This is a genomic window from Mesoplasma tabanidae, from assembly GCF_002804025.1.
Taxonomy (GTDB): Bacteria; Bacillota_I; Bacilli_A; order Mycoplasmatales; family Mycoplasmataceae; genus Mesoplasma; species Mesoplasma tabanidae.
On the sequence record NZ_CP024969.1, the window covers coordinates 103,195 to 129,358 of the forward strand.

General features: G+C 27.5%; 24 protein-coding genes and 1 tRNA gene. 23 read left to right on the top strand and 2 right to left on the bottom strand.

The genetic code is table 4. The features are described from left to right. Positions 1-58 precede the first annotated feature (58 nt). The 12 genes from MTABA_RS00435 (at position 59) to MTABA_RS00490 (ending at position 9,024) form a co-directional block, all read left to right on the top strand. Entirely contained in the window at positions 59-1,480 is a 1,422-nt protein-coding gene (locus MTABA_RS00435) for a lipoprotein (protein ID WP_100679259.1), read from the top strand. A gap of 107 nt (positions 1,481-1,587) precedes the next feature. Further along, complete coding sequence (locus MTABA_RS00440; RefSeq protein ID WP_244166541.1) at positions 1,588-2,502, top strand: ECF transporter S component; 915 nt, start codon at positions 1,588-1,590, stop codon at positions 2,500-2,502. Positions 2,503-2,517: 15 nt separating this feature from the next. Next, positions 2,518-3,843, top strand: a complete 1,326-nt coding sequence (cysS, locus tag MTABA_RS00445; RefSeq protein ID WP_100679261.1) for a cysteine--tRNA ligase — start codon at positions 2,518-2,520, stop codon at positions 3,841-3,843. A 1-nt stretch (position 3,844) separates the two neighbouring features. Next, positions 3,845-4,573 carry a 23S rRNA (guanosine(2251)-2'-O)-methyltransferase RlmB gene (gene rlmB / locus MTABA_RS00450; RefSeq protein WP_100679262.1) on the top strand — a complete coding sequence of 243 codons (729 nt, stop codon included), beginning with the start codon at positions 3,845-3,847 and terminating at the stop codon, positions 4,571-4,573. Positions 4,574-4,650: 77 nt separating this feature from the next. Continuing rightward, positions 4,651-4,815 (top strand): 50S ribosomal protein L33, encoded by a 165-nt coding sequence (rpmG, locus tag MTABA_RS00455; protein WP_011182986.1) that lies wholly within the window; start codon positions 4,651-4,653, stop codon positions 4,813-4,815. Beyond that, on the top strand, positions 4,815-5,150 hold the full coding sequence (gene secE / locus MTABA_RS00460) for a preprotein translocase subunit SecE (RefSeq protein ID WP_100679263.1): 336 nt from the start codon (positions 4,815-4,817) through the stop codon (positions 5,148-5,150). The genes rpmG and secE overlap by 1 nt, the downstream gene beginning before the upstream one ends. 12 nt (positions 5,151-5,162) lie before the next feature. Further along, a complete protein-coding gene (gene nusG / locus MTABA_RS00465) occupies positions 5,163-5,789 on the top strand; it encodes a transcription termination/antitermination protein NusG (protein ID WP_100679264.1) in 627 nt (208 codons plus the stop codon). Between the two features lie 130 nt (positions 5,790-5,919). Further along, on the top strand, positions 5,920-7,680 hold the full coding sequence (locus MTABA_RS00470; protein WP_100679265.1) for a ribonuclease J: 1,761 nt from the start codon (positions 5,920-5,922) through the stop codon (positions 7,678-7,680). Positions 7,681-7,763: 83 nt separating this feature from the next. Then, entirely contained in the window at positions 7,764-8,126 is a 363-nt protein-coding gene (locus MTABA_RS00475; RefSeq protein WP_100679266.1) for a helix-turn-helix domain-containing protein, read from the top strand. A 113-nt stretch (positions 8,127-8,239) separates the two neighbouring features. Then, complete coding sequence (locus tag MTABA_RS00480; RefSeq protein WP_100679267.1) at positions 8,240-8,578, top strand: IS3 family transposase; 339 nt, start codon at positions 8,240-8,242, stop codon at positions 8,576-8,578. Continuing rightward, a complete protein-coding gene (locus tag MTABA_RS00485) occupies positions 8,527-8,745 on the top strand; it encodes a DDE-type integrase/transposase/recombinase (RefSeq protein ID WP_100679268.1) in 219 nt (72 codons plus the stop codon). Before MTABA_RS00480 ends, MTABA_RS00485 begins: the two co-directional genes overlap by 52 nt. Positions 8,746-8,772: 27 nt before the next feature. Then, positions 8,773-9,024, top strand: a complete 252-nt coding sequence (locus MTABA_RS00490; protein ID WP_100679269.1) for an IS3 family transposase — start codon at positions 8,773-8,775, stop codon at positions 9,022-9,024. Between the two features lie 63 nt (positions 9,025-9,087). On the opposite strand, the gene MTABA_RS00495 is transcribed toward MTABA_RS00490, so the two are convergent. Then, on the bottom strand, positions 9,088-9,594 hold the full coding sequence (locus MTABA_RS00495; protein ID WP_100679270.1) for a hypothetical protein: 507 nt from the start codon (positions 9,592-9,594) through the stop codon (positions 9,088-9,090). Between the two features lie 79 nt (positions 9,595-9,673). Between MTABA_RS00495 and oppB the strand changes: the two genes are divergently transcribed. From oppB to MTABA_RS00550, 11 genes are all read left to right on the top strand, one after another. Continuing rightward, entirely contained in the window at positions 9,674-11,008 is a 1,335-nt protein-coding gene (oppB, locus tag MTABA_RS00500) for an oligopeptide ABC transporter permease OppB (RefSeq protein WP_100679271.1), read from the top strand. A gap of 15 nt (positions 11,009-11,023) precedes the next feature. After that, a complete protein-coding gene (oppC, locus tag MTABA_RS00505) occupies positions 11,024-11,995 on the top strand; it encodes an oligopeptide ABC transporter permease OppC (protein ID WP_100679272.1) in 972 nt (323 codons plus the stop codon). An 11-nt stretch (positions 11,996-12,006) separates the two neighbouring features. Then, positions 12,007-13,575, top strand: coding sequence for an oligopeptide/dipeptide ABC transporter ATP-binding protein (locus MTABA_RS03980; protein ID WP_100679273.1), 1,569 nt, complete (start codon positions 12,007-12,009; stop codon positions 13,573-13,575). A 1-nt stretch (position 13,576) separates the two neighbouring features. Continuing rightward, on the top strand, positions 13,577-15,430 hold the full coding sequence (locus MTABA_RS03985) for an ATP-binding cassette domain-containing protein (RefSeq protein ID WP_100679274.1): 1,854 nt from the start codon (positions 13,577-13,579) through the stop codon (positions 15,428-15,430). Positions 15,431-15,432: 2 nt separating this feature from the next. Next, positions 15,433-18,429 (top strand): oligopeptide ABC transporter substrate-binding protein OppA, encoded by a 2,997-nt coding sequence (gene oppA / locus MTABA_RS00520; RefSeq protein WP_100679275.1) that lies wholly within the window; start codon positions 15,433-15,435, stop codon positions 18,427-18,429. A gap of 71 nt (positions 18,430-18,500) precedes the next feature. Then, complete coding sequence (locus MTABA_RS00525; protein WP_100679276.1) at positions 18,501-19,433, top strand: alpha/beta fold hydrolase; 933 nt, start codon at positions 18,501-18,503, stop codon at positions 19,431-19,433. A 100-nt stretch (positions 19,434-19,533) separates the two neighbouring features. Continuing rightward, positions 19,534-22,416: a DNA translocase FtsK gene (locus tag MTABA_RS00530; protein ID WP_100679277.1), complete on the top strand. Its 2,883-nt coding sequence runs from the start codon at positions 19,534-19,536 to the stop codon at positions 22,414-22,416. Between the two features lie 52 nt (positions 22,417-22,468). Next, a complete protein-coding gene (gene uvrC / locus MTABA_RS00535; protein ID WP_100679278.1) occupies positions 22,469-24,235 on the top strand; it encodes an excinuclease ABC subunit UvrC in 1,767 nt (588 codons plus the stop codon). 58 nt (positions 24,236-24,293) lie between these two features. Further along, positions 24,294-24,764, top strand: coding sequence for a transcription elongation factor GreA (gene greA / locus MTABA_RS00540; RefSeq protein WP_100679279.1), 471 nt, complete (start codon positions 24,294-24,296; stop codon positions 24,762-24,764). 38 nt (positions 24,765-24,802) lie between these two features. After that, a complete protein-coding gene (rsmI, locus tag MTABA_RS00545) occupies positions 24,803-25,675 on the top strand; it encodes a 16S rRNA (cytidine(1402)-2'-O)-methyltransferase (RefSeq protein ID WP_100679280.1) in 873 nt (290 codons plus the stop codon). Between the two features lie 56 nt (positions 25,676-25,731). Next, positions 25,732-25,807, top strand: a tRNA-His gene (locus MTABA_RS00550). A gap of 38 nt (positions 25,808-25,845) precedes the next feature. Here the strand turns inward: MTABA_RS00550 and MTABA_RS00555 are convergent. Continuing rightward, complete coding sequence (locus MTABA_RS00555) at positions 25,846-26,145, bottom strand: rhodanese-like domain-containing protein (protein ID WP_100679281.1); 300 nt, start codon at positions 26,143-26,145, stop codon at positions 25,846-25,848. Between the last annotated feature and the right edge of the window lie 19 nt (positions 26,146-26,164).

Below are 26,164 nucleotides of genomic sequence, written 5' to 3' on the forward strand. Positions count from 1 at the left end.
GGAGAATTTCCATTTTTTTTTGCTATAATTATACAAGATATGCTCATAAGGAGGATTTATGAAGAAATTATTATCTATTATTACAGCTCTAACTGTAGCTGCATCAACAACAAGCAGTTTAGTGTCATGCAAAGTTATTACAAATGAATTTAAAATTGAAGTCCCTAAATATGCTAGTTCATTAAAATATGAATTTAAAGATCATAAGTATGTACCAAAAGAATCATACCCAAATACTGAAGCTGACGTTAAAAAAGCACTTGATGGGGCTACTGGAACATTTGCATCATCATTAGTAACAGATATGATAAATTCATTGTTTTTTAATGCTAATTTAAGTGTAACTAAAAACTCAAAATCAACATGACAGTATTTATTTAAAACTGATCAAGAAGGTATTTATGCTGATGGTCAATATAGAACTGCTGGATTAAATAGTAAGCAACAAGAAAAAATAAACGATTATTATTCAAAAGTTTCAAAAATAACTTCTTTATTAGGATTAATGCAATATACAGAATGAAGTAATTCTCAATCAACTGATGTTGAAAAAACTGAAGGAAGTAATAAACCAATTACTTTATCAGAACAAACAATTAAATTAGTTAATGATAGTAAAATGTTTGAAAGTTCAAATAACCAGGGAATAACAAATGTTAAAATAAAATCAACTCCAAAATTGTACGAAGGAAAAATTGGTTTAGCTAAAAAAACTTCAGAAGAAACTTATGAAGCAGAAGAAACAAATAGCGAATCTATTAAAATTGATGCATATGATTCTGACTACATTTCAAAAAAAACAAACTATAATGAAAAAACAGCAAAAGAAACAGACCCAAAAGAACCAACAAAAGGTTATGGAGAATATATTGCTGGAACTAATTTAGCAGTTGACTTTTTTTCTCAACTTCTAATTTCTCAATGACAAGGATCTCCCGAAACTTCAGTTGAAGTTAAAAAAGTTGAGAAGCAATCGGATACAAGTAAAGAAAACTTTAAAAAACAAGGACTTATTTTAAATTCAAAAAACGCTGAAAAGAGCAAACAACCTGTATTTGAATATACTGAAGATGAAAAGGGTAACAAAACACCATATGCATATGGTTACTCATTAGTTTCTTTAGAACCAATTAATTTAGAACTAACATATAATGATAATAGAGACTTAAAAACAGGTGAACCTAAACCAGGAAACCAAAACTATATTATGGACTTAACTATCGAAGGATTAAGCGCTGCATTTAAACCTGTTTTAAGCTTTACATCATACAGAAATGAAAAAAACGAAGTAGTTAAAGAAAAATCTGGTACACCATATGTTGGATGAAGATTTATGGGTTATCAGTTTAATTCAAAAAATATTATTGGTTATAATGAAGATGGAACACAGTATACAGAAAAACCAAATAAAAAAATGATAGCAACTAATAAAAAGTTTAATGATTTTAATATAAGTAAATTAGAAATCAAAAAGGCTTAGTTTAATATTTATAGAGCATTATAATAATGCTTTTTTATTTTAAAAAAACAAAATTTATTTAATACAAGTATAATATATTTAAGTTTTTTACTTTGAAAGGAGATATGATGGATAATTTTTTAAATTGATTAATGTCTGGAAATCATCTAGCATATGCTTCTAGTTTACTAACTTTTGCTTGTTTGGCTCTTTTTGGAGTTGCTTCTTTCTTATATAAAAAATACTTAGTTAGAAAAGGAGAGCTTTTCATTTCTCCTACTTTTAATACAAAAAATATTACTTATATGGGAATAATGATTGCATGTTCAGTTTCTGTAACAGTAGTTATTTCGTTAGTAGCTCCAATTACAGTTTTTCCACCAATTAGAGTTGCTTTTGAAGGAATTATGATCAAGATAACTGGTATGATATTTGGACCAGTAATTGGTTTAATTGTTGGACTAATTACAGAATTATTAACTATGTTATTTATTCCATCATTTATTCACCCTGCTTATTTCATTGTAGCAATTGGTTTTGGTTTCTGAGCTGGGATGGCATCTTTTACATTTAAATTAAAATCAAAACAGCAGTGGATCACTGTTGTTATAATAACTTTATTTATAATTGCAGCGACTGCATTCTTGTACAATACACTCCAATATTTGGAAGCTGATGAAAATGGCAATGTTAAACTTTTTGGAGTAGCTGTTAAAAAAGATTTAATTCCAACACTTTTCATTATTATGATGGGTATTCTATTATCAATTTGCTACATTATGTGTGGTTTATTTATAATATTAAAAAAACAAAGATGACTTGAAATAATATTACCTATTTTCCTTATTTGTATAGTTACAGAAATAATAATAACTGTTTTAACTGCTGCATGAGGAGACGCTGGATTATTGACTTCAAATACAAGTGATGGATATATAAGCATGGTTGCTCTAAGAGTAATTCAGATACCAGTAAAAATTATTTTTAATACAGCTTTATTAGCCACTGTTTATTCAGTTTTAAGACCATTAATTAAAAAATAATAAGAAAGGACCTATATGAAATTATTTGATACATTAACTCAAACTCAAAAAGAAATAAATAAAAAAGTTATCAATATATATTCATGTGGACCTACTATTTATGACTATATTCATATTGGTAATGCAAGGCCTATAATTTTAATGGATACCCTAATTAGATTTTTAGAATCAAGTGGTGTTAAAGTTAACTTTCTACAAAACATAACTGACATTGATGATAAGATAATTGAAAAAGCATTATCTGAAAATAAAACAGAAAAAGAAATAACTGATAAATATTTATCAGCCTTTTTAGATAATTTAAATAAATTAAATATTAGAAGGCCAAATAAGTTAATACCAATTAGTGAAAGAATATTGGAAATGGATAGATTTATTTCTAAATTAGTGAATTTAGATGCGGCTTACAATGTTAATGGTGATGTTTATTTTGATATACAAAAATTTACCGATGAGTATGGTAAATTATCTAATAAAAAAATCCAAGATTTAATTTCAGGTAATAGAGTAGAAGTTGATATTAAAAAAAATAATCCTTTAGATTTCAGTATTTGAAAAAAAACTAATAAAGGAGTAATGTTTAATTCAATATTTGGTAAAGGAAGACCTGGATGACATACAGAATGTGTTTTGTTAGTTGATGAATATTTTAGTGGTGAAACAATAGACATACATTTAGGTGGTATTGATTTGCAATTCCCGCATCATGAAAATGAAAGAATCCAATTTATAGCTAAGAACAATAAAGAACTGGCTAATATTTGAATGCATAATGGTCATTTGACAATTGATGGTGAAAAAATGAGTAAATCACTTGGCAATGTTATGACACTTACAAATTTTTTAAATGAATATAGTTCAGATATATTAAGATGAATATTCTTAACAACATATTATAAACAACCATTAAATATTTCAGATGACATAATTGAGCAAGCAAAAAAATTTATTCAAAAAATAGATAACTTAAGTAAAAAAATAAAGCAAGTAATAATAACTGAACAAATAACAATGTCTGGTTACATCGATGACAACATATTAGATGAATTTAAAATACATATGCAAGATGATCTAAATACATCTAGAGTATTAACTTTAATTGAAGAAGTACTAAAAGATATAAATAGGCTAATTTCATTAAATGAATTAAAAGCTTTATCAACTAAAATTAATTCTTTAAATTATATTTTTAAAACATTAGGATTTTCAATGTGTGTGAATGTTTTTGCTTCTGAAGAAGAAAAAGATATATTTTGAGCTTGAAAAAAAGCAGTTAGTGAAAAAGAATTTGAAAAAGCTGATGAAATAAGAGCAATATTAATAAGTAAAGGAATTTTATAAAATGGATAATCTAAGTTTGATTTATGGTAAACATGCAGTAAATGAATTTATAAAAAAGCATCCTAATTTAATTAAAAAAGTTTATACAGCAAATAATTTTAAAATTGATATTGGCAATTACAATTTTCAAATTATAAATACAGATGCTAAAAAAATAGAAAGTCTAGTTGGTGATGAAGTAAATCACCAAGGCGTTGTTGCTGAAGTTAAAGAGTTTAACTACAAGCCTTTTGCTGAAGCTTTGAAAGAAATGAATAATGATGAACCAAAACTTGTTTTAATTTTAGATCAGATTCAAGATCCATACAATTTTGGAGCAATAATAAGAAGTTCGAGTTTGTTAGGTGTTGACCAAATTGTTATTTTGGATCATAAGCAAGTTTTTGTTAATTCTACAGTTGTTAAAACTTCAGCAGGAACAGTATATGATATGAATATTAGTAAAGTAACTAATTTGAGTAATGCAATAAAGGATTTACAAAAAAATGGATTCTGAATATATTCAACGCATTTAAATTCAGAGTCTAGTGATATGAGAAAAGTTGATTTTGCTAATAAGACAGCTATTGTAATTGGAAATGAACATAAAGGTGTTAGTGATCTGATAATGAAAAATAGTGATATGAATGTGTTTATACCTTCAACTAATACAATAGATTCTTATAATGCAAATGTTGCTACTTCTTTAATTCTTTATCATGTTGCCAATTATATTGGAAAACTTAAATAATAAATGTATAATAAACATAGTTATTAGGAGGTCAACCTCCTTTTTAATTAGAGAAATCTTTGTTGAGGAGGGTTAATATGCATAAAACAAAATCTACAAGAAAAATAATTTTAGTATGCGAAGATTGTTTAAGTAGAAATTATTCGTTAAACAAAAGTAACTTAACTCAAAAGGAGCGTTTAGAAATTAAAAAATTTTGCTCAATGTGTAACAAACATACATTACATAAGGAAACAAGATAATGGCAAAGAAAAAACAAGATCAAGTAATCTTAGAAGAAAATATCCTTCAAGAAGAAAGTTTAAATAAAACAAAAAATAAAAAAATAAAAATTTCTAAGCAAACTAAAAAATCAATCAAAGTTAAAAAACAAAAAGAAAAGAAAAATTTTAAATTGGCGGTAAAAGAATTGCCAATTAAAATTGTTAAAGAAATAAATAAAATTAAATGATCTGGATGAGATAACCTTAAGAAAAAATACATAATTGTTTTATTATTTATGATATTTTTTGCAATATTATTTTTCTGTATCGGATTAGGTATTGAAGCATTATTTAGATTAATCAAAGTATATTAAAAAGGGGAAAATATGAATAAAGAAGAATTATTAAAGTTAGAAGCTGAGATTTTAGCTTCAAAGGGTCAATGATTTGTTGTTAACTCACAAACAGGACATGAAGAAAAAGTTTTAAATGACTTAAAAAATAAGATTAAAGCTGAAAAAATGGAAGATCAAGTTTTTGATATCAAAATTTCTAAAGGTCAAGTTTTAACTAAAACAGGAAAACAAAAGGAAAAAAATTTATTTCCGGGATATTTATTTATTAATATGATAATGTCTGAAGAGTCATGATTTGTTGTTCGTAATACTCCAGGAGTAACAGGATTTATTGGTTCATCAGGACGTGGAGCTAAACCATTTCCATTAACTGTTGATGAAGTTGTTGAAATGTTAGTTCCAAAAACAGAAGTTATGGTTGAAGAAGTTGAAGTAGCAAGTGAAAATGTAGCAGTTGCTAAAAAACCTTTATTTACAGCACCATTTGTAGTTGGTGATTTTGTGAGAGTTAAAGACGGAATTAACGCTGGTGAAGAAGGTGAGGTAAGTTCAATGGACTTTGAAAAAGGTGTTGCTGTTGTTCTTATCGAAATGTTTGGTAGATATACAAATCTTGAAATTTCTTTTGAAAATGTTGAACCAGTTAAAGAATACTAATAATTAATAAAATGACTTCAGTCATTTTTTTATTATTTTTTCTATGTTAAAATATTTAAAAGCAAAACTGATCTAATCTAACGTTAATCGCGATTAGTGAATATTAATTAAAATAATAAGGAGAAACTAAATGTCAAAAATTAAATTTATGGCACTTGGTGGACAAGATGAAAGAGGAAAAAATCTTTTTGTTTTAGACATAGATGATAATCTTTTCGTTTTAGATGCCGGTGTTAAATACCCAGATAAGGGTATTTTGGGTGTAGATATAGTTACACCAAAATTAGATTATTTAAAAAATAATAAGCAAAAAATTAAAGGAATTTTTTTAACTAACTCTGCAAGTTATAATATGGGTTCTGTTCCATATATTTTAAAAACAATGGATGTTCCAGTTTATTGTAATGAAATAACTCAATTAGTTGGTAAAATTAAAATTTCAAGAATGCGTATTAAAAATACAAAAGATCAAAACTTTGTTGTTGTTAAAGATAAACAAATTTTAGATTTTGAAAAAGTAAAAGTTGAAGTATTTAGAACTACATCAGCTTCGCCTCAATCATATGGTTATGCTTTCCATACTGAAGAAGGAATAATTGTATATGCTGGAGATTATATTATTGATGGTAAAGAACAATCATATTTTTCAACAGATTTTAATCATATAAGTGAAATCGGTAAAAAAGGTGTGCTTGCATTAATTGCTGATAGTGAGTATGCATCAAGAAGTGGCTTTACTGTACCAAACCATAAAATTGAAAATTTTATTTCAACTTCGTTTAAAGAGAAGAAAACAAAAATTGCTATTGGTATTTTTGAAGAAGATATTTTTAAATTAGGTGAAATCTGCATGGCAGCAAAAGAAAATAATCGCAAGATTGCTGTTTATGGAAGAACAATGACAGAAATTTTAAAATCAAATTTAATTAATGAAAATCTACAAATTGCTTCTGATGACATTATTACTGTTGAAGAGTATATGAAATCAGAAAATGGTCTTCTAATTATTTCTGGAACTGGAGATGTTTTATATTCAAAATTAGCAAAAATAGCTACAGGAAATGATGAAGTTGTAGAATTTACAGAAAAAGATTTAATTATCTTAGCTACACCACCAGCACCAGGGGTTGAAAAAAGACATGCACAAATCCTTGATGAATTAGCTAGAACTGATGCTAGATTAATTGCGCTAAGTGATAGAAATATTTGATCAATGCATGCTTCATATGAAGATATTAAAGTTTTTACAAGTTTATTAAATCCAAAATATTTTATACCAGTTAAATCATTATTCAAAGATTCTTTAAAAGCAGAAAAGGCAGCTATTGAAGCTGGAGTTAATGAAAGAAATGTTATTATATTAGACAATGGTCAAATCGCTAACATTTCAAAAAACTCTATTTCAATTGCTGATAAAAAAGTTGACATAGGTAACTCGTATGTTGATCAAGCAGGAGTTGGAGATGTTGGTGCTATAGTTTTAAATGAAAGAAAACTTTTAGCTACTGATGGTGTAATGATTATTGGAGCAACTATTGATTCTAGAAATAAAGAATTGATTTCAATGATAGATACTCAAATGCGTGGTGTTCTATATATTAAAGAAGAAAATCCAATTTTTAAAATAATTCAAAAAGAAATTGAATCTCTTCTAGAACAAGGACAAAGCCAGTTTAAAGAAAACCCAAGTAAATATGATATTAATGAAGTTAAAAAAGATATTGCTACAAGAGTAAGAACATTAATAAAACAAGAATCAGGTAAACAACCAATTGTTCTAGTGATTGTTAATGAATATGATGGTAAAGACTATGTCTTTAAACCAAGAAATAATTCAAATAGAAATAACTACAGAACTAACAATAACAATAACAAAAAAGGATCAAATTAATTGATGAATATAATTCTCTAAGTATACAAAAATGATAAAAAAACAATTTATCATTAAAATATGTATACAAGGAGAATTTTTTTATGGCAAATATCAAAGGAAACAAATCAATTATCTTATCAACTCAAGAAAAAGAAATAATAGTAAAAGAACATTTTGAAAAAGAAATGACTTTTTCACAGTTTTCAAAAAAATACAATGTATCTTATTCAGCAATTAGAAAATGATGCCTTGATTATGAAATATACGGACTATCTGCGTTGGAAAGTCAAACTGGAAAAATGAATGTTAAGCAAAAAGGCAAAGCGAAACCTTCATCTAGATCTCTTGATCCAAAAGATAGAGAAATAGCTATGTTAAAAAAACAACTTAAGCAAGCAAATATGGAGCGAGATATCTGAAAAAAGTTTGATGAGTTGATGAGAGAATCTCAAAAAAAGAAATAATATTTAATAAATGTAAATTAACTTATAAATTAAAAAATAAATACAAAATTTATCAAATTTGTGAAATTTTAAAAATCACAAGAAGAACATATTATTTATGACTTAAAAAAGGAATGCCGGAGTATCAAATTAAATTTGATAAAACATTTGCCTATGAAGTTGAAAGTATTTTTAAACAAAATAACGCAAGATATGGATACCCAAGAATTCAAATAGTATTAGAAAATAAAGGAATTAAAGTTAGCTGTTCTAAAGTTTATAGATACATGAAACTTTTAAACTTATATTCAAATCTTAGAATAAAAAAATTTATTAAGAAACCAAAAGAAAATAAAAACATGAATCGAAAATTTAAAAATATTGTTAATAGAAAATGAAATGATTATAAACAAGATGAACTATGAGTTACAGATGTTCATACATTCCTTGCAATAAAGGTTATGTTTATTTAAGCGTTTTAAAAGATGTTGCTTCTGGTTTTATAGTTGGGCATACTGTTTCAAAAATAAATGATAATAAAATATATAAAGATACTTGAAAGAGTGCAGAAAAATTTCATGATTCATCTAAAGTTAAAATTATTCATTCTGATAACGGATACCAATATACATCAATTTAAGCTCAAAGATTTGCTAAAGATAATAACTTGATCATTTCATTATCAAATCCAGGTTTATCACTTGATAACGCAGCTTGTGAAACATTTTTTTCACAGCTAAAAACTGAAGAACCAGAAGTACTTAAACAAAAAGACTTTAACAGAATCAAAGAAATCATTCAAAATTACATTAATTATTATAACTTCATCAGAATTAGAATTAAATCAAAAAATCCACCGGCATATAACTACTTAAAGCAAGCAAAAAGTCATTTCACGAATGAAATGACCTATTATTAATAAAAAAACATTTTGTATACTTGCAAAAATATATTCATCAAATTAATTGATCCTTTTTTGTTATTAAACTGTATACATTGTTATAACAAATATTAAGAAAGGCAATAAGCAAAAGACAATTGTGTTTCTTCATCGAATTAAAACCGCTTCTTCTTTGGTATATGTTTTTTGGTATCTCAACCTTTTGTCATTAAAATATTTAATTGCTTTTTTATTTCTTATGTAGTTAATAATAAAAATAGTTAAAATTTCAATAAATAAATACGCTGTAGCAACAAATGCTGTTGCTTCAAGAAGTCTATTTTTACTTGTCAAATTTGGAGCAAAGCTAGCAACGTTCTTAAATGCATAACCAAGGGCAAAACTTAATCCAATACCAAACAATGTAATTATCAAAATTGATACTCAACTAATTCAATTAAACTTTTTATTCTCTCTAAAAGTTTTCATTTTAGTATAATTTTGAGCTGCCTTTAGATCATCATTTAATTCCTTGTTGATATCTTTATAGTGTTGATCTAAACCTTCTTTTCTTAAGTTTTTTAAATTTTTTAATTCATTTTTTGCCATATTTGCTCCTTTTTAATTGACTTATACACTCTTTTAGTTTATCATATTAAAAAATATTATAAATAAGGAGGTTATAACCATGATTAAATCAAAAAACAAAAGCACTTTAAAAAACTTTAACTTAGATGCGTTAGATTTAGACCTAAATGAAGAGTTAATTTATGCACAGCCTACATTCTGAAGAACTGTTTCATATAGATTTGAAGAATTAAAAGAAGAGGCATCAAAATATTTTAGAAGGCATCCACTTATTGGATACTCTTTTAAGCGTATTGTTTATGGACTATTAACATTAATTGTAAGTATTGCAATCGTTTTCTTTTTAGTTAACTTTGTAACACCAGATTCATCATACTTACCAGATGTTTCTGAATTAGGAAAAATGGGTATTGGAACATCAGGGCCAAAATATGATGCATTTTTGCAAACAAGATTAGAATTATTTGGAGTTAGTGGTAATGCTATAGAAAGATTATTAAGATATTTTAAAAACATTATTCCTTTTATTCCAAAACATATTTTAGTTGGTCAATCAGTTGAATTCCCAGAAGCTTCTCAACTATCAGAAGCTCAAATTATTATTAATACAGTTTTATATACTGGTGGACAAGTTGATGGATTACTAAAAACAGGATCTCAAGAATTAATTGATGCAATAAAAATTAATGCATCATACAAAACTGTTTGAGTATACTTAGGAGTTGTTAAATCAAGTTCAATGGGTATGCCTGGTTCAACAGAGGTAACAAGTTTATTCGCAAGTGCAATTCCGTATTCATTTGGTATTGGAAGTGTTGCAGTTTTAATTTCTTACTTAATTGGTATTCCTCTAGGTATTGAAGCAGCAAAAAGAAAAGGAAAAGTAACAGATGGAGCCATCAATGGAACAGCTACATTCTTATTAGCTGTGCCTTCATTAGTTATTGTTATAGCAATTTATTTAATTTCAATTTTAGTTTTTGGTCATTCTTCAATCTTTAGTTCAGGATCATTCTGAACAAGATTTTGACCAGTTGTTGCCTTGGTAATATTAATGGCACCAACAACAATTATTTTAACTAGACGTTATGTAGTTGATGAAATGACAGCAGATTATACAAAATTTGCTTATGCAAAAGGATTAGGTGAATCAAAAGTATTTTATATCCACATTTTCAGAAATGCTGGAGTAAGAATTTTACGTGAATTACCATTAGACTTAGCATTTACATTATTTGGAGCTTCAATTTTAACTGAAACTCAGTGAAACATACCAGGTATGTCACAACTAATTATTAACGGGGTTAACAACCGTGACTCATTTGTTATTTTAGGATTTATTACATTTGCATCATTAGTAAAAATTGCAGCAACACTAGTTTCTGACTTATTTATGGTTTTAATGGACCCTAGAGTTAAATTGAGTGGTAGATAGAAAGAAGGGGAAAATATGACAAACATCGATAAAGAAAAATTTGAACGTGAAAACAAAGTTAATTTTGAAGAAATTGATGACAAAATGTTTGAAGTAGTCGAAGAACAAACTAGCGAAAGTGAAAGACTAAATTCAAAGCCATATAGTTATTGAAAATCTGTAGGTAAACTATTAGTTACATCTCCTACTTTCATGATTTCTATTTTAGTATTAATAACTATTTTACTTTTAGCATTTATAGTTCCAGAAGTAATGAACTATAAAAATACTTCAAGTACTATTGGAGATCCTGCATTGCCTTCATGAGAACATATATTTGGTATTGGGATGAATGGTGAAGATTTATTTGCTAGAGTTTGAGCAGGAACAAGAACAACTTTATTATTTGCTTTCTTAATTGCAACTATTCAAGTTGCGGTTGGAGTTATATTAGGTTCAATTTGAGGTTATTTTAGAAAATCAGATTTAATCTTCATTCAAGTTGCAAGTATTATTACAATAGTTCCTCAATTTATTTTATTACTGTTAATGGTTTTTTTATTTAATAGTAAAGGTTACTGAGTTATTGTTTTTGCTATATCACTTCAAGCATGAGTTGGTATTGCTCAAATGGTAAGAGTACAAATTATGTTAGTTAAAAATACTGACTATAATACCGCATCAATTAGTTTAGGATCAAGTTCATACAGAATTATAAATAAAAATATTATGCCTAAAATTTTACCAGTTATTGTTCAAACAGCTGCATTTGCAATTCCAACTGCTATTTCAATTGAAGCATCACTTGCTTACTTGGCATTTGACTTCATTCCAGCAGGACAAACTTCTTTAGGACAAATATTAAATCAAGTTATGAATGAAACTAAATGACAAATTTATCCAAACTTATTAATTGCTCCAATGGCAGTTATTATGATAGTTTCAGTTGTATTCTTCTTAGCGGCTAGAGTATTTGCTGATTCATTAGATCCGAAAAATCATAGATAGGAGACCAACTTATGGCTACAAATAAAGATAAAATTATTTCTCTTCAAGATGTTGTTGTTAAATTCAACGTTCGTGGGAAAATGTTAACAGCTATTAGAAATGTTTCTTTTGATATTTATGATGGAGAAACAGTTGCTATAGTTGGTGAATCTGGATCAGGTAAATCTGTTTTAACTAAAACATTAACTAATATGTTAGAAAGTAATGGTTATATTTCAAATGGAACAATTATGTACTTTCCAACTGAGGAATCAAAAAATGATTCTGAAACAGCTATTAAAGAAGATGTAAACTTAGTTAACTACCATAAAGGTTCATTAACTTCAGACACAAGAAGAAAAATTAAAAAAAGTAATTACAAAACAATTAATAATGCAAAAATTCGTTTAGCAGCACTTAATGCTCGTTTAGGGGTTAAAGGTGTAGACACAGATGATATATTAGCAAAGATAAAAGAAGAAAGTGAAATTATTCATGATGCTTATTATGAACTTTCAACATTCTCAAGACTAAGAAAAAGAACAGTTTTACGTTTAACTCCAACTATGAAAGAGATATCAAGCAAGAAAAGAAACCTTTCTTTAATGAAAGGAAGACAAATTCTTGCTGGTTTAAGAATTCTTGCAGAACAAGAATTCTTAACAGAATTCGAATTAAACTTAAAAAACGTTTTAGAAAAATTGAAAAAAGCTGAAATTGTTGAGGAGCATGAAGTTAATACTTTATTAGCTGCATGAAAATTTCAAACAACTCCAACTTGATTAAATAAAAGAGAAGCTACTAAAAAATTAAAACAAGTTAGAGGTGGAACAATTGCTACAATTTTCCAAGATCCTATGACTTCTTTGAACCCATTACTAAGTGTTGGTTTTCAAATTTCAGAAGCAATCAGATTACATAACAAAGTTTCAAGACATGCTGCAAAACAACAAGCTATTGAATTAATGAATAAAGTAGGTATTCCAAATGCTGAAAAACGTTATCATGATATTCCAGGTAAATATTCTGGTGGTATGAGACAACGTATCGTTATAGCTATTGCATTAGCATGTAAACCAAAAGTTTTAATTTGTGACGAACCAACAACAGCACTTGATGTTACTATTCAAGCTCAAATTCTAGAGTTAATTAAAGAACTTAAAAAAGAATTTAATTTAACTGTAATTTTCATTACTCATGATTTAGGAGTAGTTGCGAATGTTGCTGATCGTGTTGCAGTATTATATGCTGGACAAATTATTGAATATGGAACAGTCAAAGATATTTTCTTTGATGCAAGACATCCGTATACTTGAGCGTTATTATCTTCATTACCTCAATTAGGTACAAAAGGTGAAGAATTATTTGCTATTACAGGTACACCTCCAAGTTTATTTAACAAAATCAAAGGTGATGCATTTGCACCAAGAAATAAATTTGCTTTAGCAATTGATTTTGAATATAACCCACCAATGTTTGAAATTAGTAAAACTCATGGTGCTAGAACTTGGTTATTAGACCCTAGAGCACCAAAAATTGAAAAACCTAAAATGTTAAATAACTTAAAAGAAGCTGTAAGCGAAGCAAAGGTAGGTGAATAGTATGGCTAAAGATTCAATCATAAAAGTACGTGACCTTTTAATCGAATACGGACACGGAAAAAATAAGGTTTCTGCTGTTAAAGAAGTTTCTTTTGATATTCATAAAGGAGAAACTTTTGGATTAGTAGGTGAATCTGGATCAGGTAAATCTACTATTGGTAAAGCCTTAATGGGAATTGAACCAATTAATGATGGAACTGTTTACTTTCAAGATACATTAGCTTTTGGTAAAACTCCTAATTTAATTAAGATGAATGAAAAAATGGAACACCATATTAAAGTAATGAAACTTAATCAAACTGCTATTACTAAAGCTTTAGAAATCTATTCAGAAGACTACAAACGTGTTTACTTCAAATATATTGAAGGAAAATACTATGATTTAAAATCAAAAGAAACTGTTGAGTATTCTGATAATAAGATTAGAAAAATTGAAGAAGGTTTGGATTTAAAAGACCATAAATTGGTTTCAAAATCAAAAGATCCAAAATTAAAATTAGTTGAGGATGCAGTTAAAGAAATTATTAAGAGAATTTTAAAGTTATACAAACTTCAAGATAAATCTTTAGCATTTTTAAAAATGTTAAAAGAAGATGGAATAATTAATCCAGAGTTATTAAAAAAAGTTAATGAATTGCACTCAAGAACAAATAAATTAACTATTAAAATTAGAAAATCTGAATCTAAGATGTATTTAACAATTCAAGAAATTGAAAAAGTTAGAAATGATGTTAGAAATGGTAAATATAAATCAGTAAAAAGATTCTTCTTTGAATTAGGTAAATTATTAGAAGTTTTAATAGCAGAACATAAGTTAGTTTCACCAATGATTTCTGATTTAAAACAAGCTCAAAAATTAAGTTCTGCTATTGTTTCAAATGGTAGTGATAAAAAAGAATGATTAAAATGAATTGATGAAAAAATTGCAACTGTAGATGATGAATCAAAAATTGCTGAGTTGGAATTAATTAAAGAATTAATGTCTTTTGAAAACATTCAAAAAACTTTAGAAAAATCACCAAAATATACATTGCCAACAGCTTCAGAAAGACATGAATTAAAAAAACAAATGCAAATGATTTTTCAAGACCCAGCTTCTTCATTAAATGATAGAATGCCTGTTGAAGAAATTATCGCAGAAGGTTTAGATAACTTTCCTGAACTATATAAAAATGAACAAACAGCTCAAACTTATATTGACTGATTTAATTTTAATAATCCTGATAAAGCAGGAAAAATAACATTAAATAACATTAGATATTCAAAAGTGAAGCAATTTTTAATATTGCAATTATTAACTACTGTTGGTATGTTACCTGAACATTTATCACGTTACCCACATGAATTCTCAGGTGGTCAACGTCAACGTATTGGTATTGCTAGAGCACTTGTTATGAAACCATCATTTGTTGTTTGTGATGAACCTATTTCAGCACTTGATGTTTCGATTAGAGCACAAGTTATTAACTTATTAGCTAAGTTCCAATTTGAATTTGATTTAACATATATTTTCATTGCTCACGACTTAAGTGTTGTTAGATTTATTGCAAATAGAATTGCAGTTATTTATCGAGGAGATATTGTTGAATTAGCTGATGCTGATGAATTATTTAATAACCCATTACATCCTTATACTAAATCATTATTATCTGCTGTACCTTTACCAGATCCTGATTTAGAGAAAAAGAAAAAAAGCATTAAGTACAAACCCGAAGAACAACATTTTGATTACATTACAGATTCACCAAAATGAAGAGAAGTTCAAAAAGGTCACTTTATTTTAGCAAATGAAAGAGAAGTTGCTGAAATCAAATCTGATAAAAGAAAATCTAAAAAAATCGAGAAAGGAGCATAATTATGAAAAAATTACTTAGTATAATAGCTGCTGCTACTTTAGTTACAACAGCAGGATCAACTTTAGTTTCATGTGGTATGTCTGCAAAGAAATTAATGGCAAGAAAAGTAAATACAAAGGAATATAAGGGTTTCATGAGTGCTGCTCTTAATACTTGATCACCTGGATCAACTATGCAAAATTCAGATGCCATTATATTGGAAAACTTATATGATGGATTACTAACTCCAAATGCTCATGGTGAGATTGAAGGTCAAATGGCTGATTGATGAGGACATAATAAAGAGGGAAACGAGTACTACTTTCACTTAAGAGATGAAGAAAAAACATCTGATGATGGAAGAAAAACTGGGATTCCAAAATGAACAGCTGTAAAAAATGGCGGAATACAATATACAAAAGATGTTTCAACAATGGATTTTTATAATGCATTTAGATTTACATTTAATCCTAATGCTTCAGCTGATGGAGCAGCTCCAACAAATGGATTATTTAAAAATGGAACTGCTTTAGAAGGAATTCTATCAACAATATCAGAATATGATGCTACTGTTCTTGAAGGAAAAAACTTTGGTAGAACAACAGCTCAGGGTGGTGAACAAAACATTGGTTCTGAATATATTTCAACAAGAAATTTTGACATTATTGTTATGTTAGTTAACCTTTGAACAGCAACTGAAAAAGGTCAAGACAGAATTAATAAGTTAGCTGCTGCTAAAATTAATCCAATTTTGGATGAAAACCAAAAACCTAATGGTAAATACGACCCAACACCTGAATTTGATGAATTAATTGCTGAAATTAAACAATATCAAGGTGAAACTAAATTCCAAGAATTAATTTCTAAAAGTTCTCAAGAAGGTGGAATGATGGCTATTTCTCTTTCAAAAGAAGGATTGGGAACAGCTAGTTCATCAAAAGGAACTACTGGAACAAGAACTGAACAAATATACAATATTAGATATACTTTAGAAAACGCATCAACTTCATTCTTTACATCAGCTGCTGGATATGGGTCATTAAAACCAATTCCTGACTATGCAGTTAGTTATAAAGATTCTCAAAACAGATCATGATACAATTTTTCAAAAAGATATCAACCAAGTCTTAATGAAATGTGATTTTCAGGTGCTTATTATGTTAAATCATATAAAGCATCTTCAAATACAGTGTTATTAAAAAATCCAAACTACTATCAAGCAGATAGAACATATATTGAAAAATTAATTTTTACTCTAACTAGAAGTCAATCAGTTGATTCAAATAGACTTTGATTCGAAGGTGGAGATGCTTCAGAAGTAGCAATTTCTCCAAATGACGCTAGTGGATGAAAGAAATATGTTGGTGATGATTATAACTCTGAAGAACAAAAATTTGCATTTGAGGGAACGCATGCAACATCAACAGTTCCAAGCCAATATACATTTACAACTTTTTACAATTATGGTAGATTATCAAAAGATGGTAAAGATATTTCTAAATCTTCATTAGCTTTAGCTCAAAAATCAGTTAGATTGTATTTAAACTACTTTATGCAAAGAACTCAGTATCCTGCTTATGTAGCTGGAAAACTAGATAATGATAAAAATACAAAAGAATCATTAGCTTGAGATGGTGGAGAAGGCAAAAATGTTAAAACTAGATCATCAACATTATTAAGAAATACTTTTACAATTCCAAAATTGGCAACTAATCAATCAAAAGATTCTACTGACACTGTTGAAAATGGAAAAGTTAACGGTATTCCTGTTGAAGATTATACAATCCAAAATATTGGAACTGACTATAATGAAATGTATGGTGTTAAAAATCCGCAGTTAGAAACGCCTGTTTCTTCAGTTGAAGGAGAAAAACCATCAACAAATGCATCAAGACTTAAAACATTAGAAGAAAATATAAAAGTTGCGCATGATGAAAAATTACTAGAAAATTTCTATAACGAACAATTTGGATCACTAATTGATGGAAACGATGCTTTCTATCAAAATGATTTAATGGCTTTAGGAATGTTTTTGGACTCTGAAGGTAATGTAATTGAATCACTAAAAGATGATTTAAATAAATTTGCTGATTTAGCTTATACAGCAGTTGTTGATAGAAGCAAAAATAGCAAAGAAATTGACCAAAATAATGAAAAAGCAAAAGCCAAAATATTAGGTGATGTTGTTAGAAAAGATCTTGTGTCAAAAAAAATTATAAAAGATGATAATGAATCAATTTCTGTTGAATGGCTTTTAAATGGTGGGTTAAGATTAACTTTAAATCCGAGAGTTGAATATTTAGTTGATCAATTCAATTCAACTGTTGGTAATTCAAGTCCAATAGTCTTAAAAACTAAAACTTCTAATGATGTTTCTGACTATTTAAATTTATCAAAAATTGGTGAGTACGACATTTATGTTAGTGGTTGAGGACCAGACTACACTGACCCGTATAACTTTTTACATACTTTAATTTGAGGTGGAGAATACGGTGTTTATACTAAAATTGATAATGTTCTTGAAATTGACTCTAGCGCAAAAGGTGAAGCATTAAAAAAAGAAAATACTAACGAACCTAAACTAAAAATAAAAGACTCATTTAAACAGTACGAAGCTGCTTATGCTGACATGAACCAATCAATTACTAAATATACAGGTATAGTTGAAACAGCAAAAGGGCAAGGAGATTTCACAGAAAGACTAAAAACTTTATCAAAGGCTGAAACTTATGCACTTTATGATGTTGCTTTAACAACACCACTATATAATAAAACGCCAATGAAGACTATTCAGTTATCATATTTAGATCCATTTACTAGATCTTCATATATTGCTGGTAGTTCAAACTTAAGATTATTTGGTGTAAAAATGATTGAATCACTTTGAGATAAAGAAGCTTTCTTAGCAGCTCAAGCTCAATTTGAAAAAGGATCAATAAATGATGTTGAGGAATACAAAAAACTTTACGTTTATGACCCTAAATCTGACGGAGAAGTTACAGTAACACCTAGACAATAATAAATTAAGAATGCAAAAGCATTCTTTTTTGTTTTTATATTTTGGGTGTAAAATATAAAAAAGGAGAAGCTATGAAAGAAAAACAAATTAAATCTTTGGATAATAAAAAACTAAATGTTTATATTTGAGATGAAGTTAAAAATCCGAAAGCAATTATTCAACTTGTACATGGAAGTTGCGAACATACCTTGCGTTATGAAGAATTTGCAAAAAAGATGAATGATAATGGAATTATTGTAGTTGGTAATGATCATAGAGGTCATGGAAAAACTGCAAAATTAAATAATCAGCCATTGGGTTATTTTTCAAAAACAAATGGTTGAAATAAAATTGTGTCAGATTTAAAGCAAGTTAATAATTTCATTAAGCAAGAATACTTGGAATTACCAATAATAATGCTAGGTCATTCAATGGGCAGTTTTATGGTTAGAACATATATGATTGATTATCCAAATAGCGTAAAAGGATTTATAATCAGTGGAACTGCATGACATAATAAGATAGTTTTACTTATTTCAATATGTATAGCTTCAATTAGAAGTAAGTTTATAAAAAATGAAAAACCAGATGAATTAATTTGAAAATTGAGTTATAAACCACTTAATAAAAAATTTAACTCTAAAAGTTCTAGTGGAGTTGAGTGGTTATCAAACGATTCAATAAGCAAAGATCAATTTCTTTCTGATCCATTAACAGGTCAAGTTTTTACATCATTAGCTTTTAAAGACATGTTTTCAGGGCTACTTTATAATCAAAAAAAATTAAATATTAAAAAAATTAAAACAAACATTCCTATCTTTTTAATTTCAGGAGAAGATGATCCAGTAGGAAACTATGGAAAAATGGTTTTAAAAACATATAAAGAATTTAAAAAAAGTAATTTAGAAGTTGAAGTAAAACTTTATAAAAAACAAAGACACGAAATTATATTTGATGAAAAACGAAATGAAGTTGAAAATGATATTCTTGAGTTCATAGATGAAACACTAAAAAACATTTTGTAAGTATAAAAAAATATAGATATTTTGTTAGGTTTACTAAAATTTAAAATAACACTAATTATTGCAAAATTGGTATAATTATAATATTGCAAAGGGTGATAACATGGAAAAAAATAAAGAAGAAAAGTTTTTAGCTAATTATGAATGAAATGAAGAAAAAACAGCTGCTTTTGTAACAACAAAACAAAAAAGAAGAAATGACTCTATATCATGAATGGTAACAGGTTTAGTTATATTGTTTATTACAGTTTTTTCATTGGGAAGAATTACTGTAATAGGTCAATTTTTTGATGATATTTTCTTTAATTTCTTATTTGGTTGATTTAAATACTTTATTTACATTATTTTATTTATTGTAGATTTGTGTATTTTTTCAGGTATTAGATTTAAGTTTAAAAAAAGATTTTTATTTATGTCTATGTCATCATTTATATTATTGTGTTGACTAATTTCATTAATATTATTTACCCAAATTATCGCTTCAAAAAATGAAAGTTTAAATAAACTTTGGCAAGCTGACTTTTTTGCACAAATGTTTAGCGTTTATGCAAAAGAATGATTGAATCACTCTATATTTTCTGGACAATATTATAAAGAAGTGATTGACTACTTCTTAAAAACTGGTGCTGATGGATATTTTAACTTATATAGTGGTGGTGGAATTACTGGAACTTTAATGGTTGGTATTACTTCATACTTATCAATTGTTGGTTCATATTTATTATTAGCATTGCTAATGTTTATAAATGGTATGTGAATATTTACAGGTGATCCAATTTTCTTATTTAAACCAAAAGCAAAACGTAAAGGAAAAGCTTTAAGAATTTTAACTTTAAAATCAAAAAGAAATCCAAATATTAAAAAACAGCGAGAAGTTAAAAATGAAGTTTCAACAGAACAGAAAATTGAAAAAAATGGTTGAGACTCAATTAATGTTTTTGGGAATATGGAGTTTGATGAAGAACAAGAAATTAAAACTAGTGATTTAACAATTCAAATGCCATCTTATGTAAAAAAAGAAGATAAAGAATTATTGGACAAAATTCAGCAAGAGCGACAATTAGAATGTTCATTACCAGAAGAGGTTTTAGATGGAAGTTACATTGAAAAAAATATGCCAAGTGAAAGCAAATTGAATGCAGCTATTGAAGAAATTGCAATGGATCCACATAGACCCCGTTTTGTTTCAAGAAGAGTTTTAGAAAACAATCAAGTTGACAGTATTGTTAAAAACCCTGGATTAAGACCTATTACTCAAAATAGTGATAATTTTTTTAAAGCAGAAGATATAAAAGTAAAAGATGAAACTTTAATTATTGAAGAAATCAATGAAGTAACTATTGATGGAGATGATACTTTCTTTGATGCTATATACGAGGAAAAAGAAACTGAACAAAAAAGTGAAACTTTGGAAGCACTTAATGCTCTAAACAAATATGAAGAAAAATATAATTTAGCAGAAAAAGAAGTTGTAAATATTAAAGAAGTTATTGTTGAAAAAAATGTTGAAATTTTTGCAAATTCAATTATGCAAGAGCAAATCATTTCAACACCCATTGTTGAAGAACCAATACCTGAAGAACCAAAAATTGTAATTAATAAAAATTACAAACTACCTCCAGTTGATGTTTTAGCTGTTATGGAAAAAGACTATAACAAAGAAAGAGCAAATAAAGAAAATGCCGCTCTTAAAGCTTTAGCAATCAATGAAACTTTTAAACAATTTGGTGTTAAAGCAAAAGTTATTAATTCAATTATTGGACCAAGTGTTATGAAGTTTGAAATTCAAGCAGAGCCAGGTGTGAAAGTTAATAGCATAACAAATCTGGAAAATGATTTGAAATTAGCATTGGCAACTCAAAACATGCGATTAGAAGCTCCAATACCTGGTAAAAATTTAATAGGTATTGAATTAGCAAATGCAAGTTCAGAAATGGTTTCAATGAGAGAAATTATTGAATCAATACCAAAAGAACAAGAAGTTGAAAAATTGCTCTTTGTTTTGGGTAAAAATGTTTTAGGAGAACCTTTAACGGCTCAATTAAATAAAATGCCTCACTTACTTGTTGCTGGTTCAACAGGGAGTGGTAAGTCAGTTATGATTAATGCATTAATTTGTTCAATTCTGTTAAGAGCAAAACCAAATGAAGTTAAATTCTTAATGATTGACCCTAAAAAAGTTGAACTTTCAGTTTATTCAAGAGTTCCACACATGTTAGCACCAGTTATTTCAGATATGAAACAAGCAGCTAATGCATTAAAAATGGTTGTTGCTGAAATGGAAAGACGTTATGAACTATTTATGAGCTTAGGCGTTAGAAATATTGATGGATATAATAGAAAAGTGACGGGTTCTAAAAAAATGCCATTCCAAGTTATTATCATTGATGAACTTGCTGACTTAATGATGACTGGTGACAGAAAACAAGTTGAAGAATCAATTATGAGAATTACTCAAATGGCTCGTGCTGCTGGTATTCATTTAATTGTAGCCACTCAAAGACCATCAACAGATGTTATTACGGGTACAATTAAAACTAACATTCCAACAAGAATTGCTTTTGCTGTAACAACAGGAATTGATTCAAGAACTATTTTAGACTCAACAGGTGCTGAAAACCTATTGGGTAGAGGAGACATGCTATTTATGCCACCAGGCGGTGGAGATTTAATGAGAGCTCAAGGCGCTTATTTAAGTGACGAAGAAATAGAAGAAATAGTAGAATTTACAATTGCTCAACAACAAGCAATGTACTCTGATCAATTTGATCAAGATAATTTAAATACAATTGGTTCAACCGATGAGTTATATTCACAAGTTAAGCAATTTGTTATCGAAAAACAAGACGCATCTTCATCTTCAATTAAGGGTAAATTTAGAATAGCTGATGCAAGAGCAACAAACATTTTAAATCAATTAGAAGATGAAGGGATTGTAGGCCCAAAAAATGGTTCAAGACCAAGAGATGTATTAGTTAAGAAGTAAAACCCTTTATTTTAGGGTTTTATTTTTCTAAAATAATAGAAAGGATAAGCAAATGGAATTAAAAAATAAAGTTAATAATTTACCAAATAAACCAGGATGCTATTTATACTTAAATAAAGATAAACATGTTATTTATGTTGGTAAAGCAAAAAATTTAAAAAAAAGAGTTTCTTCTTACTTTGATAGAGTTCAAAATTTAAAAACAACCAGATTAGTTAGAGAAATTGTGGATCTTGAATATTTTGTAGTTTCAAATGAAAAAGAATCACTTTTATTAGAAGAAAATTTAATTAAAAAATATAGACCAAAGTACAATGTTTTATTAAATGATGACAAAGCTTATCCGTACATTATTATTACTAACGAAAAAAATCCAACATATAAGTATGTAAGAAAATTAGATAAAAAAGCATTAAGGAGTTTTGGCCCATTACCAATAGGTTCAAACGCTAGAGAAACTTTAATAACACTACAAAGACTATTTCCTTTAAGAAGATGTAAAGGCAGTTTGGGTAAACCATGCTTGCACTATTTTATAGGGCAATGTAGTGGTGCATGTTTTAGAGAAGTTGATAGAGAATACTATCAAGAACAAATCAAACGAGTGGACAATTTTTTTAAAGGAAACATCAATGAGGTTAAAAAAATACTTACTAATCAAATGCAAAAAGCTGCAGAAAATTTACAATTTGAAGAAGCACAAAGAATCAAAGAACAAATTATTGGATTAGACTTCACAACAACAAAACAAAATGTTGAGTTTAAAAGTCAAACTGATGTTGATGTCGTAAGTTATTTTATTGATGAAGAAAAAATAGCAATAGTAACATTATTCTATAGAGCGGGTAAATTGCTTTTTAAAGATGAGCATGTTCAACTTTATTTTGAACAAGATATAACAGATTTATTAGATTCATTTATGACTCAAATTTATGAAAAAAATATTCTGCCAAACAAAATAATTGTTGATAATGATATTGAGTTGTTTGATTTAAATGAAAAATATAAGTCAATAACAACTCATCCAATAAAAGATGAAGAAAAAATCATTTACAAAATTGCTGTAGATAATGCTCAAGAGGCTATAAGAAAATCAAGAATTTCTTCAACAACAAATATTGGTAATGAAAGTGAACTATTAATAGAATTACAAAAAAAAGCAAAATTAAATAAAGAACCTTATAGACTTGAAATGTTTGACATTTCAAACATAGGAAATGAGTTTATTATTGGAAGTTGTGTAGTTTATATAAATGGAAGATCCGCAAGAAATGAATTTAGAAAATATAATATTGAAAGTAAATTTACATCTGATTATGACAGAATGAAAGAAATGCTATATAGAAGATTTCAAAAAGCATTGTTAGAAAAAAGAATGCTACCTGACTTAATAATTATGGATGGTGGAATTATTCAAGTTCATGCTGCAAAAGAAATCATAAATGCGTTAGGTTTATCAGAAATACAAATAATTGGTTTAGTTAAAGATGAACATCATAATACTTCATTTTTAATTGATACTAACGAAGAGGAAACCAAGATAAAAGACCAACCAAAGTTATTCAACTGGTTAAGTAGTATTCAAATTAGAGTTGATGAGTATGCAAAATCGGGATTTAGAAAAAAACAAAATAACTCATTTTTAAAATCAGAGCTAGAACAAATCGAAGGGCTTGGAAAAAAAAGAATTCAAGACTTGTTTAAAAAATATAATACTATAAGTGAAATTGAACAAGCAAATCAAGAAGAATTATTTAAAATTTTAAAAAACAAAAAAGCTTTAGACAACTTAAATGTATATTTAAAGAGCAAAAAATAAATACAATTTTTATAACAATTATTATATAATTAAAAAGTTAATGAATTAGGAGAAAAACATGGCAAAAGAAATCATCTTAACTCAAGAAGGTATTGAGGAATTAAAACAAGAATTGAAACACTTATTAGAAGTAGTTCGTCCAGAAGTAATTGAAGAATTAGTAGAAGCACGTAATCAAGGAGATTTAAGCGAAAATGCTGATTATGATGCTGCGCGTAATCGTCAAGCGGAAGTTGAAGCAAGAATTAAAGAACTTGAAACAATGATTAGCAAAGCTAAATTAATTGAAGATTCTTCTACAACTGATGGCGCTATTAAAATTGGTTCAAAAGTTCAATTTATCATGTTAAACACTAAACAAGAAAGAGAAGTTAAAATTGTTGGAGCTGTTGAAGCAGATCCATTTAAGGGTTTAATTTCAAATGAATCACCTATTGCTAAAGCAATTTTGGGTAAAAAAGTTGGAGAATCTGTAGAAGTTAAAGATATCAACGCGCCTTACTCAATCGAAATCAAAAAAGTTAATTAATAATTACCCTTATGGGTAATTTTATTTTAAGGAGAGTTATGAGAAATCAATCAACATTTAAAAATAACAAACCAACCATTTATTTAATTGGGACACCAATTGGGAATTTGGAAGATATAAGTTTTAGAGCAATTGATACACTTAAAAAAGTTGAAGTTATTTGCTGCGAAGATACCAGAACAAGCCAAACTTTTTTAAAAAAATATAATATAAATAAAAAACTAATTTCGCTTCATAAATACAATGAAGCAGAAAGAATAAATGAAATAGTGAAAGTTTTAGAAAATCAAAATAATGTTGCAATAATCAGTGATGCTGGTTGCCCTGCTATAAGTGATCCAGGAGCAAACTTTATTAAGGAAATTTTAAAAGTATATGATTGTAATGTTACCAGTATTAATGTTGGTCCTGCTTATATTCATGCAATTGTTGCAAGTGGATATACAGCTAAAGAAAATTACTTTCATGGTTTTTTAGAAAATAAAAGTGATAAAACAAAATCTGATGAGCTTAAAGAAATTTTAAGTAAAAATTCAAAATCAATAATTAGTTTTTATGAGTCTGTTCACAGAATTAAAGACACGGTTTTAAAAGTGACTCAAATTCTGAACCAAGATCAAAGTATTCTTATTGCAAGAGAATTAACAAAGTTAAATGAACAATTTATTCAAGGTAAAATTAACGAAGTTAATGAATTTGTTCAAAGCAAAGACTTTGTTTTAAAGGGAGAATTTGTAGTTGTTATAGATTCACAAAAAAATCAAATAGGTTCAGTTAATAACAAAGAAATAATTTTATTAGTTGAAGAAGAAATAAAGCAAGGATACAAGTTAAAACAAGCTTGTGATATTGTTGGAGCAAAGATTAATAAATCAAAAAATGAGGTTTACCAAATATTTATTAAAAAGTAGATTTTCAATTGACAAATCAATGTAATTTTAAGATAATAAGAACGTTATCTTTTATGGCGCCGGTGGTGAAGTGGTTAACACATCAGGTTGTGGCTCTGACATTCGCGGGTTCAATTCCCGTTCGGCGCCCCATTAAGTAAAAAAACAAGCAGGTAGAGTTACCTGCTTTTTTATTTTAAATCATATAATCCACCATATAATACATAAACATTAGGATAGCCCATTTGTCTATAAGTTTTTGCTGTTAATCCACTTCTTGAACCATAGTTGCAAACTATAATTAATTTTTCATTTTTATTAGGAAATAGTTCTTTAGCTTTTCTTATAACTCCTGGATATGGAATGTTATATGAATCAGAATAACTCAATCCAGTCATTTTGTCTTCACCAACGCTACGAACATCTATAACTTTGTAACCTTGTTTGATCAATTTATAAAATTCATTTTTATTTATTTCATAATTATTCATAATTCAATCCTTTTTATAT